13 protein-coding genes are annotated in these 16,153 nt (G+C 74.0%); 11 read left to right on the top strand and 2 right to left on the bottom strand.

Features of this window, described 5'->3' with window-relative positions:
* Window positions 1-25 precede the first annotated feature (25 nt).
* Entirely contained in the window at window positions 26-775 is a 750-nt protein-coding gene (locus tag NPS70_RS20805; protein ID WP_256525862.1) for an N-acetyltransferase, read from the top strand.
* 91 nt (window positions 776-866) lie between these two features.
* Here NPS70_RS20805 and NPS70_RS20800 read toward each other — a convergent pair whose 3' ends face one another.
* Window positions 867-1,685, bottom strand: a complete 819-nt coding sequence (locus NPS70_RS20800; protein WP_256525861.1) for a DUF4190 domain-containing protein — start codon at window positions 1,683-1,685, stop codon at window positions 867-869.
* Between the two features lie 244 nt (window positions 1,686-1,929).
* Here NPS70_RS20800 and NPS70_RS20795 point away from each other — a divergent pair, with 244 nt between their 5' ends.
* The 3 genes from NPS70_RS20795 to NPS70_RS20785 all read left to right on the top strand — a co-directional run bounded on the left by NPS70_RS20795 (window position 1,930) and on the right by NPS70_RS20785 (window position 6,382).
* On the top strand, window positions 1,930-3,984 hold the full coding sequence (locus tag NPS70_RS20795; RefSeq protein ID WP_256525860.1) for an N-6 DNA methylase: 2,055 nt from the start codon (window positions 1,930-1,932) through the stop codon (window positions 3,982-3,984).
* Between the two features lie 134 nt (window positions 3,985-4,118).
* Window positions 4,119-4,880 (top strand): hypothetical protein, encoded by a 762-nt coding sequence (locus tag NPS70_RS20790; RefSeq protein WP_256525970.1) that lies wholly within the window; start codon window positions 4,119-4,121, stop codon window positions 4,878-4,880.
* Window positions 4,877-6,382, top strand: coding sequence for a serine/threonine-protein kinase (locus NPS70_RS20785; protein WP_308315034.1), 1,506 nt, complete (start codon window positions 4,877-4,879; stop codon window positions 6,380-6,382). Before NPS70_RS20790 ends, NPS70_RS20785 begins: the two co-directional genes overlap by 4 nt.
* Window positions 6,383-6,406: 24 nt before the next feature.
* Here NPS70_RS20785 and NPS70_RS20780 read toward each other — a convergent pair whose 3' ends face one another.
* Window positions 6,407-7,306, bottom strand: a complete 900-nt coding sequence (locus NPS70_RS20780; RefSeq protein WP_256525859.1) for a class I SAM-dependent methyltransferase — start codon at window positions 7,304-7,306, stop codon at window positions 6,407-6,409.
* 339 nt (window positions 7,307-7,645) lie between these two features.
* On the opposite strand from NPS70_RS20780, the gene NPS70_RS20775 reads away from it, so the two are divergent.
* The 7 genes from NPS70_RS20775 to NPS70_RS20745 all read left to right on the top strand — a co-directional run bounded on the left by NPS70_RS20775 (window position 7,646) and on the right by NPS70_RS20745 (window position 16,072).
* Window positions 7,646-8,659 carry a DMT family transporter gene (locus NPS70_RS20775; RefSeq protein WP_256525858.1) on the top strand — a complete coding sequence of 338 codons (1,014 nt, stop codon included), beginning with the start codon at window positions 7,646-7,648 and terminating at the stop codon, window positions 8,657-8,659.
* A gap of 247 nt (window positions 8,660-8,906) precedes the next feature.
* A complete protein-coding gene (locus NPS70_RS20770; RefSeq protein WP_256525857.1) occupies window positions 8,907-9,914 on the top strand; it encodes an iron-containing redox enzyme family protein in 1,008 nt (335 codons plus the stop codon).
* Between the two features lie 26 nt (window positions 9,915-9,940).
* A complete protein-coding gene (locus tag NPS70_RS20765) occupies window positions 9,941-10,642 on the top strand; it encodes a 2OG-Fe dioxygenase family protein (RefSeq protein ID WP_256525856.1) in 702 nt (233 codons plus the stop codon).
* 218 nt (window positions 10,643-10,860) lie between these two features.
* Window positions 10,861-12,948 (top strand): molybdopterin-dependent oxidoreductase, encoded by a 2,088-nt coding sequence (locus tag NPS70_RS20760; RefSeq protein ID WP_256525855.1) that lies wholly within the window; start codon window positions 10,861-10,863, stop codon window positions 12,946-12,948.
* Window positions 12,949-12,950: 2 nt separating this feature from the next.
* Window positions 12,951-13,940, top strand: a complete 990-nt coding sequence (locus tag NPS70_RS20755; protein WP_256525854.1) for an aldo/keto reductase family protein — start codon at window positions 12,951-12,953, stop codon at window positions 13,938-13,940.
* 60 nt (window positions 13,941-14,000) lie between these two features.
* A complete protein-coding gene (locus NPS70_RS20750; RefSeq protein ID WP_256525853.1) occupies window positions 14,001-15,128 on the top strand; it encodes an aminotransferase class I/II-fold pyridoxal phosphate-dependent enzyme in 1,128 nt (375 codons plus the stop codon).
* Window positions 15,125-16,072 (top strand): ornithine cyclodeaminase family protein, encoded by a 948-nt coding sequence (locus NPS70_RS20745; RefSeq protein ID WP_256525852.1) that lies wholly within the window; start codon window positions 15,125-15,127, stop codon window positions 16,070-16,072. The genes NPS70_RS20750 and NPS70_RS20745 overlap by 4 nt, the downstream gene beginning before the upstream one ends.
* The last annotated feature ends 81 nt before the right edge of the window (window positions 16,073-16,153 follow it).

Raw genomic sequence — 16,153 nt, 5'->3', positions numbered from 1 at the left:
GTTCGGCGCGGTTAGCCTGCGCCGCATGGACCTGATGATCACCACCTTGGCGGAACGCCCCGAACTGCGACCCCTGCTGTGGGAGATGCCCGACACCTGGGAGTCGTTCATCGGCGAGGACCCCGTCGGCTGGGCGAACATCGGCCGGATCATGGCGGAGCTGCCGGAGTACGTGCTCGTGGCGACCGACGGCCCCGAGGGGCCGGTCGTGGCCAAGGCGTTCAGCGTGCCCTTCGTCCTCGACATGGACGGGCGCCGGGAGCTGCCCGACCGGGGCTGGGACCAGGTGGTGCTGTGGGCCTTCTCCGACCTGCGCCACGGACGCCGCCCGGACACGGTCAGCGCCGTGGAGATCACCGTCTCCTCGGACCACCTGGGCCGGGGCATATCGGGCCGGATGCTCCACGCCCTGCGGGAGCTCGTGCGCGGGCGGGGCGTCGCCCAGCTCGTCGCCCCCGTGCGGCCGAGTGCCAAGAGCGCCGAACCGGAGGCCGTGATGGCCGAGTACGCGTTCCGGAAGCGGGAGGGGGACGGCCTGCCGCACGACCCCTGGCTGCGGGTGCACGCCCGGGCGGGCGGTGTGCTGGAGAAGGTGGCCCCGGCCTCCATGACGGTGTCGGGCTCGACGGAGGAGTGGCGCCGGTGGACCGGCCTGGCCTTCGACGTCTCGGGGCCGCTGCACGTGCCCGGCGCCCTGGTGCCGGTGCACGTCGAGGCGGAGCGGGGCTACGCGGTGTACGTGGAGCCCAACGTGTGGGTGCGCCACCGGTTGTGACGCACCCGGGGACGGCGGCGCGGGCCGCTCCCCCGTCGCGGCCCGCACCCTCCCTCTGCCGGAGCGGGGCCCGTGCGGGCCCCGCGTCGGATCAGAGGGTCAGCTCCCACTGGGAGGAGTCGTAGGAGATGCCGGGGGAGATCTCGACGGTCAGGGTCTTGGCGTCGGCCGGGGCGTCGAAGGCGTACACCACGGTGGCCTTCTTGCCGGGCGCGATGGTGCCCTCGAAGCCGCCGCCCACCGTGTCGTCGAAGATCTGCTCGGCCTCCACGCCCTGCTCGCCGGCGCGGGCGTCGGCGGTGGTGAGGACGGTGTCGAACTTCTCCGTACCGGCGTTCTCGATCACGACGGTGACCTGGTAGGCCTTGTTGCCCGAGGTGTGGCCGATGGCGAACTCGCTGGGGGAGTACGCCTTGGGCGCGGAGACGGTGACCGTCACGTCGTCGTCGTAGATGACGGAGTCGCCCGCCGCCAGCGTCTCGCCGGTGGCCGGGGCCTCGCCCTCGGCGGCGGGCTCCTCGGCGGCGTCGGTGGCCTCCTTGGGAGCGCTGGCCTCCACGGCCTTGTTGATCTCGTCGACCGCCTCGTCCACGGCCATCACGGTGACGATGCCCATGAACACGCTGGCGACCAGGGTGAGGGCCGCGAGCACGGTGCCCGCGACGGCCACGCCCTTGTTGGTGGCCTCGCCGCGCTTGGCCCGGCCGAGGCCGACCAGGCCGAAGATCAGGGCGAGCAGGCCGAGGATGCCGCCGAGCCAGAACAGCAGCGGGACGAAGGCGATGAGCAGGCCGATGATGCCGAGCACCAGGGCGGTCGTGCCGAGGCCGTTGCGGGCCTGAGCGGGCGCGGGGCCCGGGTTGTAGGGCTGCGGCGTTCCGTGCGGAGGCTGCTGGGTCGGCTGGGACATGGGTGGATCCCCCCCAAGGGATGTGTGTAGGACCCTGAAGAGGATCCGCTGTGTTCGAGCCAATAAGAACAGAGCCTGTGAACCGAGTCAACAGGGTTATCTTATTGTTGCCTTATGCGGCTGTGAAACTGTCTGTCCCATGGGGCCTGGTTAGGATCGTCGTCACAGCAGCGTGATCAGGTGTCCTGCGACGCGCCGCCGACACGTCGCTCACGAGCCCGAGGGCCTGACGAGGGGAAGCCGGATGCCGGAGAACGCAGCCGAGGTCACCGCGGCGGGCATCGCACGGCTCGCCGGTGTGGGCCGCGCCGCCGTGAGCAACTGGCGCCGCCGCCACCCCGATTTTCCCAAGCCCGTGGGCGGCACCGAGGCCAGCCCCTCCTTCGCGCTCGCCGAGATCGAGCAGTGGCTGCGCGACCAGGGCAAACTCGCGGAGGTTCCGCTGCGCGAGAGGGTCTGGCAGCAGCTTGCCGGGGACCCCGCCGGAGCCGTCACGGCCCTGGTCCGAACGGCCTGCGTGCTCCTCGCCGTCCACGAGCGGCCCACCGACTGGCCCGCGCTCGCCGCGGCCCCCGAAGAGCGCTTCGGCACAGGGCTGGGCGACGTGCTGGACACGGTCCTCGAACGGCGCTTCGGCGCCTCGCGCGCCGTTCCCACGCCGTCCCCGCAGCAACTGGACGACTCCGCACCGCTGCTGCGTGCGGCCGCCGAACTCGCCGCCGCGACCGGCGCACGCCAGACCTTCGAGTTCCTGCTGGGCCGCCACCTCGACGCCAACCCCCGGCAGTACACGCTCACCCCGGCCCCGGCCGCCGAGCTCATGGCCGACCTGGCGGGCGACGCCGGAACCGTGCTCGACCCCGCCTGCGGGACCGGCGCCCTGCTGCGGGCCGCCCGCCGCCCGACCGCCCTGTGCGCCCAGGACGCCGACCCCGACCTGGCGGCGCTCACCGCCCTCCGGCTTGCCCTGCACGGCGGCTCCCCGGTCCGCGCCGCCGGGGGCGACGCCCTGCGCTCCGACGGCCACGAAGGGCTCGCCGCCGACACCGTGCTGTGCCACCCGCCGTTCAACGAACGCAACTGGGGCCACGAGGAACTGGCCTACGACCCCCGCTGGGAGTACGGCTTCCCGGCCCGCACGGAATCCGAGCTGGCCTGGGTCCAGCACGCCCTGGCCCGGCTCCGGCCCGGCGGGACCGCCGTGCTGCTGATGCCCCCGGCCGTCGCCTCCCGGCGCTCGGGCCGACGCGTCCGCGCGGGGCTGCTGCGCCGCGGCGCGCTGCGCGCGGTCGTCGCCCTGCCCGCGGGAGCCGCACCCCCGTACGGCATCCCGCTGCACCTGTGGCTGCTGCGCAGGCCCGCCCCCGGCGGCCCGCCCGCCTCCGAGCTGCTGCTCGTGGACACCGCGGCCCTTGCGTCCCCCGAGGACGGCGGGCGCGGCGACGGCGCGCGCGAGCGGCTCGACTGGACGGCGGTGCGCACCGCCGTCCTCGACGCCTGGCGGGCCTTCGACCGCGGCGGCACCCCGCCGGAGGCCCCGGGGGTGAGCCGCGCCGTGCCCGTCGTCGAACTCCTCGACGACGAGGTGGACCTGACCCCCGCACGCAGCCTGCCGCCCCCCGCCGCGGCGGGGGGCGCCGAGCTGTCACGGGTCGGCGAGGACCTCTCCCGCGCCCTCGCCCGCGCCACCGCGCTGACCCCGGTCCCCTCGGAGGCAACGGGCACCGCCGCGAGCCGCCCGTCGGCCACGGTCGGCGAACTCGCCCGCGCCGGGGCCCTCCAGCTGCGCTCCGGCGGTGCCGGGGGCTCCCCGGCCGACGGCCGCCCGCCCGTGCTCACCGAGCAGGACCTGATCGCCGGACGCCCGCCCTCCGGCATGCTCCCCGACGCCCCCGGGGAGGAACCGGTGCTGATCGCGCCGGGGGACGTGCTGGTGCCCGTGCTCGGCGGCGGAGCCTTCGTCCGGGTCGCGGACCCCTCCCTCGCGGGAGCCGTGCTCGGCCGCCACCTGTACCTGCTGCGCCCCGACCCGGCCACCCTCGACCCCTGGTTCCTCGCGGGCTTCCTGCGCGGCAGCGCCAACCGGCGCCAGGCCAGCAGCCACGCCTCCACCGCCTCCCGGCTCGACGTCCGCCGGCTCCAGCTGCCCCGGCTGCCTCTCGGCGAGCAGCGGCGCTACGGTGAGCGCTTCCGCGCCCTGAGCGAGTTCGAGGACGCCCTGCGGCTCGCCGCGCGCCTCGGGGACCGGCTGGTGCAGGGGCTCCACGACGGGCTGACGGACGGCCGCGTCCTGCCCTGACGCGTCGGGACGGACCGCGCGGGCACAACGGTTGGGTACAACCCGGAACACGTCACGGGCGTCGGTGTATACGCTTCACCCGCCCCCAGGGCGCCCCGCCCGTCCGCCTCGTCCTCAGGCACCCAGGAGCAGGAATGCACGGCCACGGCCCTGTGCCGCACTCCCCGCGTCCCTCGACGGCGCTGCTCGTCGTCGTACGCGTCGTCCTCGTCGCGCTCTCCGTACTCAGCCTCGGGTCGCTCGCCTGGGCCGCGATGCTGCGCATCGCCGTCCTGCGCCGGCGGCGGTCCGACTGGCTGCTGTGCTGGGGCGCGCTGCTGCTCGCCGTCGCCGCGTTCGTGGTGCTCGGGGTGACCAGCACCGACACGGGGGACCAGGGCGAGCCGGAGACGGGGCCGCTGGACGCCGTCTGCGCGGTGGTCCTCCTCGGCCTCGCCTTCGGGGTGCCCGTGCACTTCCTGATCGCCGACATCAGCCACTACCAGCAGCCGCGGTCCCCCGGCGGCTGGCCGACCGCGCCGGGGCAGGCGGTGTCCCCCTACGGCACGCCGCCGCCCACCGCGGGCCCCTATCCGCGCCCCGGCGCCCATCCGCCCGTGCCGGCCGGCCCGTTCGCCGGTCCGGGCCGGCCGGCGCCCCCTCACCGCCCGCCGTCCGGCCCCGCACCCGGCGCCGGATACGGCTACCCGCCCGCCCCGTCCGTCCCGCCCGCGGCCCCGCCCGCCGCCCCGCCCGGGCCGGGCGTCCCCGGCACCCCCACCGCACCGGGTGCGGCCACACCCCGCATCGACCAGGTGCGCGCCGAACTCGACGAGCTGAGCGACCTGCTGCGCGGACCCGACCGCGGGGACCGCCCCGGCGAGGGGAGCACTCCCGGGAACGGCGGCGGCCGGTGAACGGGCGGATGATCGCCGACCGCTACGAACTCTCCGCCCTGATCGGCCAGGGCGGCATGGGCCAGGTCTGGACCGCCTACGACGGGCGGCTGGACCGCCGTGTCGCCGTGAAGCTGCTCCGCCCCGACCACATGGCCGCCGCCACCGCCGCCGAGGAGATGCGCCGCCGGTTCGTCCGCGAGTGCCGGGTCACCGCCCAGGTCTGCCATCCGGGGCTGGTCACGGTCCACGACGCGGGCAGCGACGGGGACGACCTCTACCTGGTGATGCAGTACGTCGAGGGCGCCGACCTGGCCGACCACCTGGCCGAGCACGACCCCTACCCCTGGGAGTGGGCCGTCTCCGTCGCCGCCCAGCTCTGCTCCGTGCTCGGCGCGGTCCACGCGGTGCCGATCGTCCACCGCGACCTCAAACCGCGCAATGTGATGGTCAAGCCGGACGGCACCGTCACCGTTCTCGACCTCGGCGTCGCCTCCGTCATCGACTCCGACACCACCCGCCTCACCCACACCGGGTCACCGGTCGGCAGCCCCGGCTACATGGCCCCCGAGCAGGCGCTGGGCGGCGCCGTCGGGCCCTACACCGACCTGTACGCCCTCGGGGTGCTGCTCCACGAACTCCTCAGCGGGGACGTCCCCTTCAGCGGCTCCACCGCCCTCGGGGTGCTCCACCGCCACCTCCACGAGGCACCCGTGCCGGTGCGGCGGCTGCGCCCGGACGTCCCCGAGCCCCTCGAAGCCCTCGTACTGAGACTGCTCGCCAAGGACCCCCAGCACCGCCCGTCCGGAGCCCAGGAGGTGTACGCGGCGCTGGCCCCGCTGCTCCCCGCCAGGGGGGCGACCCGCGGCCCGCTCGATCCGACCCGCCCCTTCCTGCGCCCGCACGCGCCCTGGCCCGACGGCACCGCGGCGCCGCCGGGCACGTCCCCGGCCCCGGCAGGCCCTCCGCCGGGGGTGGACGTCGCCGCGGCCGTGGACGAGGTCAAGCGGCTGCTCGGCGAGGGCGGCATCACCCGGGCCGTGGACATCCTCGGCGGCATCCTCCCGGCCGCCGCGGCGCAGCACGGGGAGCACTCGCAGGTGGTGCGGATCCTGCGCAAGCAGTACGCGGCGACCCTGATGGACGACGGCCAGTACCGGAGGGCGCTGCCGGAGCTGCGCCGACTCGCCCAGGAGCGGGCCGCCGAGGCGGGCTGGGCCGACACCCAGGCGCTCCAGTTCCGCCACGACGCCGCCCAGTGCCTGGAGCACCTCGGCGACCCCTCGGCGGCGCTCGCCGAGTACCGCGCGGTGCTGCCGTCCTACGAGGCCGCCGACCGGGACCGGGCGCTCCAGGTGCGCCAGCGGATCGGCCATCTGCTGCTGGCCGTGGGCGACCACACCGCGGCGGGCCACCAGTTCCGCTCCCTGCTGTACGACGCGGAGCGCGCGTACGGGCCGTACCACCCGTTCCCGGTGGAGCTGCGGCGCGCGCTGGAGCGCCAGCAGCAGCTGCGCACCTGAGCGCCCCGCCCCGGACCGGCGCCCTCAGCGGGCGCGCAGGAAGGCCGAGGTGGAGGCCCGGCCCAGCAGCGCCAGCCGCGAGTCCCCGGAGGCCAGATGCGCGTCCAGGGCCGCCCGGACACCGGGCCAGGCCGGGTCGCCGTAGTCGTCGAGGACCACGATCCCGCCCGGTGCGGCGATCCGCTCCACCCAGGACAGGTCCGCCGCGACGCCCTCCTCGGAGTGGTCGCCGTCGACCACGACCACCCCGTAGGCCCGGTCGGAGACCTCCGCGCGGATCTGCGGATCGCCGGAGAAGCCCTGCCTGATGCGGGCGTCGAGCGCCGAACGCCCGCCCGCCAGCGCCAGGTTGGCCCGCAGTACGTCCTCCCGCACGGGTGTGCCCGTGGGGTCGGCCGGCTGGGAGGTGCCGGGCTGGAGCTGCGAGCCCGCCAGCGGGTCCACGATGGTCAGGTCCGGCTCGATGCCCGCCCGGTGCACCATCCGTACCAGCGCGGAGGCGAACAGCCCGTGGAGCGTGCCGATCTCCAGGATGCTCCCGTTCGGAGGGGAGAGCAGCGGCACGGCGGCGAGCTTGCCGCAGATGTTGGGCGTGGACCCCGCCAACCGCCCGATGCCCAGCGCCTCCAGGGCCACCAGCGTCCGGTAGGCGACGACCACTCCCCGGCGGGCGTGCTCGCTGCCGGTGACGGCCCGGACCTCCTCGACCAGGCGGTCGATCTCCCCGGGCGGGGGCATGCGGTGCGGTCCGCGGCCCGTGCCGTCGAGCAGCAGCCCGACCGCGTGGGTCTGCCGGCGCATCTCGTCCACCTCACGGCGGAGCGAGGCCAGTTCGGGTTCGAGGCCGCGTCTCACCCGCCCTTCGAGCACGGTGAGCGCGGGTGCCAGCACCCGCTTCGTCAGGCGGTTGCGGAGAAGAGGCATGACCGGGAAGGTAGCGGGGCGCGCCGCCCCGGCCAACCACCCTCCGGTGCGCGGGGGATGAAGTCTCGGTGTCGTGCGGATGACGGATGTGGGACCGGTGGGCGGGCGGCTCCGTGACGTGTGGCGAGGGGCCGGGCGCCCGGCTCCGGCAGATCCCCCGTCGCCGCTCCGCGCCCGCCCCGCGCCGGGTAGGATGATCACATGCAGACGTTCCTGACGCCGCCGCCGCCCGCCGTCTGAGGCGGGCAGCCCATGCAGAGCCGTCCCGGGGCTACCGGGACGGCGATCTGAGTTGCCCTCGAGAAGCATCGTGATGCCCTTCAATCGAGGAGACCTCAGTTGCAGTCCTCTTCTGCCCTGCCCGTGCGGCGGGGTGTTCTCTATGTCGCGATCGCGGCCACAGCATGGGGTACCGGCGGTGCCGTGGCCGCCGAGCTGTACGACGTCGGCGGGATCGGTCCCGTCTCCGTGTCCTTCTGGCGCTTCCTCGCCGGACTGGGGCTGCTCCTGCTGGCCCACCTGGTCCGGCGGTCCCGGCGACCGCGGACGGCGCAGTCCCTGCGCGCGACGTTCGCGGCGAACCCCCGTCGGGCACTGATCACGGGCTTCGGCCTTGCGGTCTACCAGACGGCCTACTTCGCCTCCGTCCAGCAGGCCGGGCTGACCGTGGCCACGGTGGTGACCCTGGGCTCGGGCCCGGTGCTGGTCGCCGTCGGCGCGCGGTTCACGCTCGGCGAGCGCACCGGCGTCGCCGGAACCGCCGCCGTCGGCAGCGGCGTCGTGGGCCTGGTGCTGCTGATGGGGGGCGCGGACGGGAGCACCGGACCGGCCCCCGTCCTGGGCATCGGGTACGCGCTGCTCTCCGCCGCCGGCTACGCGGGCGTGACCCTGCTGGGCCGCTCCTCGGGCCGGAAGAACGCCGGCGGCGCCTTCGAGTCCACCGTGACGGGGTTCGCGGTGGGCACGGTCTGCCTGCTGCCGATGGCGCTCGTGGAGGGCCTGCTCCCGGACATGGATCAGGCGGCGTGGACCCTCGGCCTGATCCTCTACCTGGGGGCGGCGCCGACGGCACTGGCGTACACGCTGTTCTTCATCGGCCTCGGGGCCGTGCGGGCGACGACGGCCTCCGTGGTCGCCCTGGTGGAGCCGCTCACCGCGGCTGTCATCGGGGTCCTGGTCTTCGGCGAGCGGCTCAACCCGGTCGTTCTCGCCGGCACGGCCCTGCTGATGTTCGCCGTCCTCTTCCTCGCCGTCGACGAGGGGGGCGGTCGAGCGGGTTCCCGGAGTCCGGCCGGACCGGATCCGGAGCCCGGCCGGCGTGCCGCGGAGCCGACGCTGCGGGTCAAGGACTGACCTCGGCCACTCTCGTGCGTCTCCGAGGGCCGTGGGTGGCGTGATCACGCCACCCACGGCCCTCGGCCTTCCTCTGATACCAGACCTGTCAAGACCCTCCATCGCGTCACGATCTTGGGGCGATGTAGATCTTCATGAGGTAAGGAAGTTAGATTATTCGTGTGGCCATGTCATTGGCATGGGAAACAGGTATATGTCAGGGGGAAGTGTGGACGTAGCGTCTCCGTTAGCCGGCCGGAAGTCGGCATTGGACGCCTATCCCGTGGTCGCGGAGGTCTCCTCATTTCTGGGGACTCCCGCCGACGAACTCGACGCGTCGCTGGGCGCCGAGAAACGCGCAGCCCTCCGCGCGGCCGTCGGTGAACTCAACGCAAAGGCGGCGACGGGTGATCCGGCCGCCTTCTACGGGCAGCAACTGCTGCTGTCCCGCCTCTACGGGCTCTCGATGCAGCTCCCCGAGGGGCCCAGCGCCGAAGGCTCCCTGGTCGTCCAGGAAGTCCTCCGCCTGCTGGAACAGGCCACCATGGCCGCCGAGGACGCCATGCTGGGGCCCGGCATCCTCGACGCGGCACCGGCCGAGCCCGCCGCCTTCCTCTCCTGGCTGAAGAAGTCCGCCCGCGCCCACCGCGTTTACAAGCACCCGTACTACCGGGAATTCATCCGCGACCAGGCCACGGCGGACGACCTGCGGAACTACGTCATCCAGGAATCCGTCGTCGACGGGCGCTTCGACGATCTGCTCGCACTGATGCAGGTCGGCACCGCCGGTGCCGCGAAACTGGAGATCGCCGGCAATTTCTGGGACGAGATGGGCAACGGTGAGCCCTCCGAGGTCCACACCCATCTCTTCAACCAGATCTTCCGGGTCTTCGACATCTCCGCCGAGGAAATGGAGCGGTCGCTCACCGCCAACGCGCTGCTGTCCGGGAACCTCGCCGTGCTGCTGTGCCGCTACCGGCACCTGTACGCGGAGGCCGTCGGGTTCCTCGGCATGACCGAATGGCTGGCGCCCGACCGCTTCGTGCAGGTCGTGCACGCCTGGGAGCGGCTCGGACTGCCCGACGTCGGCATCGTCTACCACAAGCTGCACATCACCATCGACTCCCGTCACGCGGCGGGCTGGTTCCACAACGTCGTCGTCCCCGCTGCCGAGTCCGAGCGCATGCGGCGGGCGATCGCCCGCGGAACGCTGTGGCGGCTCAACTCCTCGGCGCGCTACCTCGACGAACGCATGCCCGTTCCCGCCGCTCACTGACCGGCCCGACAGGAAGGCTCCGAGCCATGGCACTCGGCCCCCAGGGGTTCTCGGTCATCGACGTACCCCCGGCCGCACCGGAGGTGCTGGAGAGTTACGAGGACCTCCCGCTCGACCCGTACATGGGCAACGGCACACGCTTCAAGCGGTTCGCGCAGTACCGGGTCGCACCGGAACCCGGACGCGACCGGGGCTGGCGGTACGAGAAGCTCCCGCAGCGCGACTACACGACGTACCGGACGTTCAACGACGTGGGCGGCGGCATCCGCCGCTCCTACGAACCGGTGCGCGTCGACTTCACCCCGATGATCACGCTCGGTGCGGACGCGATCGGCCTGGACCGCGGCGAGGACTGGCAGATCAACGTCCACCAGAACCGCACCAGGGCCGACGGCCGGCGCCCCGGGCCGCTGACCCCGGAGGGCGTGCACCACGACGGCCACGAGTACGTCATGATCGCCGTCCTGCGGCGGAACAACGTGGGCGGCAGCGAGACCCGGCTGTGGAAGCCCGGCGCCGGAACGCCCTTCTGGACGGGCACCCTGGAGGCCGGCCAGGCCGTCCTCCTCGACGACAGGGCGCTCCAGCACGACGTCACCGACGTGGTCTCCGCCGACGGCGGACCCGGCCACCGGGACATCGTGATCGTCGCCTTCTCGCGCTGGAAGGACAAGTGGTACGGCGACGAGCACGACGCCGCTGCCCTCGCCGACCGCCCGCGGAGCTGAACCCGCGGCGCACGCGCACACACCCCGCCGGGCGTGCGGCCGTGAGGGCCCGCATGCCCGGCGGCAGCCCGGGCGGGAGCGCGGCGGGACCACCGCGGCCACCTGCCCCGGACCGCGCACGAGGCGGCACACCACTCCCCGGCCCACGCCGCCGCACCGGAGCACGGCCCGGCGCAGGGGGAAGCGGTACCGGAATCTCACGGAAGGAGAGGCGGCGCATGAGCGTCACCCAGGTCCCCGGGGCGTGCCCGCTGGACTGCCCGGACGGCTGCAGCTGGCAGGTCACCGTCCGGGACGGTGAGGCCGTCGCGCTGCGCGGCACCCCGGACCACCCGTACACCCGGGGGACGCTGTGCGTGAAGGTCAACCAGTTCCTCGAGCACACCAGGGCACCCGACCGGCTGCTCCACCCGCTGCGGCGCGTCGGCCGCAAGGGCGAGGGGCGGTTCGAGCGGATCAGCTGGGACAGCGCGCTGGAGGAGATCGCGCGACGGCTGGCGGAGACGATCGAACGCCACGGCGGCGAGGCGATCTGGCCGTACCAGGGCACCGGGACCCTCGGCTTCCTCCAGGGGCTCCAGGGCCGGGCGGGCAGCCGTCTGTGGAACGTCCTGGGGGCCTCCCGCCATGACATGACGATCTGCTCGATCGCCGGTGTCGCCGGCCTGCGGTACACCCTCGGCACGAGCACCGGGATCGACCCCGAGAGCCTGGAGTACTCCCGGCTGATCCTCCTGTGGGGGAGCAACCCGCTCACGACCCACCACCACCTGTGGAAGGTGATCCAGCGTGCACGGCGGGACGGCGCCCACGTCGTCGTCGTCGACCCGGTCCGCAGCCGTACGGCCGCGCAGGCGGACGAGCACCTCGCGCCCCTGCCCGGCACGGATGCCGCCCTCGCCCTGGGCCTGCTCAACGTGGTCCTGGCGGAGGGCGCCGAGGACCGCGCGTACCTGGAGAAGCACACCGTGGGATGGGAGGCGTTCCGGGAGAGGGTGCTGGAGTTCGACCCGGCGCGCACGGCGCGCGAGACGGGCCTGGCCGAGGAGGAGATCGTCCGGCTCGGGCGGCGCATCGCCCGGACCCGGCCCACCGCCGTCCGGGTGTCGCAGGGCATCCAGCGCCACGCCGGCGGAGGCACCGCGCTGCGGACCCTCGCCTGCCTGCCCGCCGTGACCGGCGACTGGCGGCGGCCCGGCGGCGGCCTGCTCTACTCCACCGACGGCTACTTCGGCGGGAACCGCGAGGCCCTCCACCGGGACGACCTGCTGGACCGTCCGGTGCGGACCCTTTCCATGACGCGGCTGGCGGAAGGGCTGCTGGAGGTCGACGACCCGCCCGTCGAGGCGCTGGTCGTCTACGGCGCCAATCCCGTGGCCAGCTCCCCCGACCAGAACCGGATCCGCCGCGGCCTGGCCCGGGAGGACCTGTTCACCGTGGTCATGGACCACTTCCGGACCGACACCGCCGACTACGCCGACATCGTGCTGCCCGCCACCATGCAGCCCGAGCACCTGGACGTCCACGACGGCTACGGCCATCTGTACGTCACCTGGAACGAACCGGCGGTCGCCCCGCCCGGGGAGTGCCTGTCCACCACCGAGACCTTCCGGCGCCTGGCCCGGGCCATGGACCTGAAGGAACCGGCGCTGTACGCCGGAGACGAGGAACTGGCCGGCGAGCTCCTCGACTCCGGGCACCCCTCGCTGGCGGGCATCACCCCGGAGGGACTGCGCGAGCGGGGATGGGCGCGGCTCTCCTACCCGGCCCCGAAGGAGTTCGCTCCCTACGCGGACGGGTTCCCGACCCCCTCGGGGAAGCTGGAGTTCGTCTCGGAGACCGCCCGGGCGGACGGGCACGACGCCCTGGCCGGATACGTACCGGCCGCCGAGCCGGGCGACGGGGAACTGGCGCGGGCCTACCCCTTCGTCCTCATATCGGTCGCGAACCACTTCTTCCTCAACACCGTCTTCGGGAACAAGCCGGCACTGCGCCGGAGGGCCGGCGGGCCCTCCGTCGTGCTGCATCCCAAGGACGCCGCGGCGGCCGGGATCACGGCCGGCGACCGCGTCCTGATCGGCAACGGCCGAGGCGAGTTCGAGGCCGTGGCCGTGGTCGACGAGGTCGTACGGCCGGGCGTCGCGATGACGGCCAAGGGCCACTGGCCCAAGCTGACCGGCGGCCGCGGCCCGAACGCCACCGTGGAGGAACGGGACGCGGACATGGGCGGTGGAGCGGTCTTCCACGACAACCGCGTGCGGATCACACCCCTGCCTCCGCGCGGGGACGACAGCAGTGAGGACTGAGCATGGAATTCAGGCGTCTGGGCCGCAGCGGGCTCCAGGTCAGTGAGATCGCCTACGGCAACTGGCTCACACACGGGTCCCAGATCGACGAGAACCGCGCCGTCGCCTGCGTCCACGCGGCGCTCGACGCGGGCATCACCACGTTCGACACGGCCGACGTGTACGCGGGCACGGCCGCCGAGGCCGTGCTCGGCAGGGCGCTGAAGGGCCTGAGGCGCGAGTCCCTGGTGCTCTCCACCAAGGTGTTCTTCCCGACCGGCCCGGGGCCGAACGACGGCGGCCTGTCGCGCAAGCACATCACCGAGGCGGTCCACGGCTCGCTGACCCGGCTGGGCACCGACTACGTCGACCTGTACCAGGCCCACCGCTTCGACGGCCGCACCCCGCTGGAGGAGACCCTCAGGACCTTCGACGACCTCATCCGGCAGGGCAAGGTCCTCTACATCGGTGTCTCGGAATGGACGGCGGACCAGATCGCGCGGGCCCTGGAGGTGGCCGGCGAGCTGGGACTGGACCGCTTCGTGTCCAACCAGCCCCAGTACTCCATGCTCTGGCGGGTCATCGAGAAGGACGTCGTGCCGCTCTGCGAACGGGAGGGGCTCGGCCAGATCGTCTGGTCGCCGCTCGCCCAGGGCGTGCTCACCGGCAAGTACCGCCCCGGGCAGCCGCCGCCCGAGGGTTCGCGGGCCGCGGACGAGGTGGGCTCCGGCTGGGTGAAGGCCTTCCTGCGGGACGAGGTGCTGGAGCGCGTGCGGCAGCTCGCCCCCCTCGCCCAGGAGGTGGGGCTGACCCAGGCCCAGCTCGCCGTCGCCTGGACGCTGCAGAACCCGAACGTCGCCGCGGCGATCGTGGGCGCCTCCCGGCCCGAGCAGATCCGGGGAAGCGCGAAGGCGGCGGGTGTGCGCATCGACCCCGAGCTGATGCGCCGTGTGGACGCACTCCTCGACCCGGTCGTCGAACGTGACCCGGCCAAGGTGGACAGCGCCGGGTAGGCGCGCCTCCGCCCCGCTTCCCGTCCATCCGAACCGCCGAGCGCCCAGGGGGACGCACCCATGACCTTCACCCCGTTCGACCTGCTGGACTGGCAGGGGAGACTGGGAGGCACCGCCACCCACAGCCTGGCCGACAGCGGCTGCCGTCCGGTCCGGCTCCGTGACATCGTCGACAGCGAGCAGGCGCTGGACCGGCTGCTCTCCAGCGAGCTCGGCTACCCGCCGACCTGCGGCACGGACCTGCTGCGCACGGAGATCGCGCAGTGGCACGCGGGGAGCGCGGACCACGCCCCGGAGGTCATCGTCACCGTCGGCGCGGCGGAGGCCAACACGGTCGCCGTCGAGACCCTGGTACGCCCCGGGGACCACGTGCTGACCATGGCGCCCGGCTACCGGCAGGTCTGGGGAGCCGCCCGCAACCGGGGCGCCGAGGTCGAGGACTTCCCCCTGGACCCGCGGCGCGGCTGGCGCCCCGACATCGACGCGCTGGCGAGGGCGGTCCGCCCGGACACCCGGGCCATCTCGGTGACGACCCCCAACAACCCGGCCGGCACCGTCCTCACCGTGGAGGAGACGGAGGCGATCGTCGCCATCGCCGACCGGGTCGGCGCGTGGATCCTCTCCGACGAGGTGCACCGCGGGACCGAGCTCCGCACCGACGAGGTCAGCCCCTCCTTCTGGGGCCGGTACGACCGCGTGGTGTGCGTCGGCAGCCTCTCCAAGGCGCTGGGCATGCCGGGGCTGCGCCTCGGCTGGCTGGTCGCACCCGCCACGCTCGTGCCGCAGCTCCGCCGGCGGCACGAGTACGCGACCGTCTCCGCGGCCGGTCCGGCGATGGCCGTCGCCGAGCTGGCACTCGCCCCCGCCACCCGCACCCGGCTGCTGGACCGCTACCGCGGCTTCCTCCGCGAGAGCTGGACCCAGATGCAGCAGTGGATCGACGCCCACGACCCGCTGCTGTCGGTCGTCCCGCCCGAGGCGACCTCCCTGGCCTTCGTCCGCTACGACCTGGACCTCCCCAGCGTCGAGGTCGCCGAGGCGCTGCACGCCCGGGGCGGTGTGCTGGTCGGCGCCGGGGCCCACTTCGGCACCGAGCAGCACCTGCGGTTCACCTACGGGCTGGAGCCGGCGAAACTGGCCGCCGCTCTGGAGAAGACCTCCCTGGTGCTGAAGGAACTGAGCGCGTGAACCCCGCCGCACTGCGCCGGGTCGGCGCCGACGAGCTGGCGCGCCTGCTGCCGATGCCGCAGGCCGTCCGTGCCGTCGAGGCGGCCCTGCGAGCGGGGCTCGACCCGGAAGCGGATATTCCGCGGACGGTGCACGAGGTCGCCGCAGGGCAGCTGCTGCTGATGCCCTCGGCGAACTCCTCGTACGCCGGGGTGAAGATCGCCGGGGTCGCACCCGGCAACCCCGGCCGGGGGCAGCCGCGCATCATCGCCTCCTACCTCCTGATGGACGCGGAGACGCTCCGTCCGGCAGCCCTGATCGACGGCTCCGCACTGACCCTGCTGCGCACCCCGGCGGTTTCCGCCGTGGCCGTGGACCACCTGGCGGTTCCGGCTGCCGAACGGCTCGTGGTCTTCGGCGCCGGGCCGCAGGCGCGCGGCCATGTGGAGGCGGTCCGGGCGGTGCGCCCTCTCTCCTGGGTGGGTGTCGTCGCGCGCCGCCCGCAGCAGGCCGCGGAGCTCGTGGAGCACTGCGGGGAAGCCGGTCTGGACGCGGAGGCGGTCCCCCCGGAAGCCGTCGCCACCGCCGACGTCGTGGCCTGCTGCACGACGTCCCGTACACCGCTGTTCCCGGCCTCGGCCGTCGCACCCCACGCGGTCGTCGTGGCCGTCGGATCGCACGAACCGACGGCCCGGGAGGTGGACACCGAACTCGTCGCCACGGCGACGGTCGTCGTGGAGGCCCGCGCCGCGGCGCTGCGCGAGGCGGGCGACCTCCTGATCCCGCTGGAATCCGGCGACATCGGCCCGGACCGGATAGCGGGCAACCTGGCCGAACTCGTGCGCGGAGCCGTGGAGGTCGGCGCTGGGGGACCGAAGCTCTTCAAAAGCGTGGGCATGTCATGGCAGGACCTGGTCGTGGGAGCCGCCGCCGTCGAGCGGGCCGGCGCGGGGGCCGCACCGTAGCCCGGGTGGACCGGCCGGGGACGCCGGGTGCGCCGCGTCAGCCGCCGCAGGGCCGGCCCCGTGCCGGGCGTCTCCGGCGCC

The organism is Streptomyces sp. C10-9-1 (assembly GCF_024497955.1).
GTDB lineage: Bacteria > Actinomycetota > Actinomycetes > Streptomycetales > Streptomycetaceae > Streptomyces > Streptomyces sanyensis.
The sequence above is the reverse complement of the archived record's forward strand: the minus strand, read 5'-3'. Positions and strand labels throughout refer to the sequence as shown.

What these genes read in the sequence shown, in the direction of transcription:
- NPS70_RS20805 (WP_256525862.1), top strand. Translation starts at nt 26, where the DNA reads ATGGACCTGATGATCACCACCTTGGCGGAACGCCCCGAACTGCGACCC.
- NPS70_RS20800 (WP_256525861.1), bottom strand. Translation starts at nt 1,685, where the DNA reads ATGTCCCAGCCGACCCAGCAGCCTCCGCACGGAACGCCGCAGCCCTAC.
- NPS70_RS20795 (WP_256525860.1), top strand. Translation starts at nt 1,930, where the DNA reads ATGCCGGAGAACGCAGCCGAGGTCACCGCGGCGGGCATCGCACGGCTC.
- NPS70_RS20790 (WP_256525970.1), top strand. Translation starts at nt 4,119, where the DNA reads ATGCACGGCCACGGCCCTGTGCCGCACTCCCCGCGTCCCTCGACGGCG.
- NPS70_RS20780 (WP_256525859.1), bottom strand. Translation starts at nt 7,306, where the DNA reads ATGCCTCTTCTCCGCAACCGCCTGACGAAGCGGGTGCTGGCACCCGCG.
- NPS70_RS20765 (WP_256525856.1), top strand. Translation starts at nt 9,941, where the DNA reads ATGGCACTCGGCCCCCAGGGGTTCTCGGTCATCGACGTACCCCCGGCC.
- NPS70_RS20760 (WP_256525855.1), top strand. Translation starts at nt 10,861, where the DNA reads ATGAGCGTCACCCAGGTCCCCGGGGCGTGCCCGCTGGACTGCCCGGAC.
- NPS70_RS20755 (WP_256525854.1), top strand. Translation starts at nt 12,951, where the DNA reads ATGGAATTCAGGCGTCTGGGCCGCAGCGGGCTCCAGGTCAGTGAGATC.
- NPS70_RS20750 (WP_256525853.1), top strand. Translation starts at nt 14,001, where the DNA reads ATGACCTTCACCCCGTTCGACCTGCTGGACTGGCAGGGGAGACTGGGA.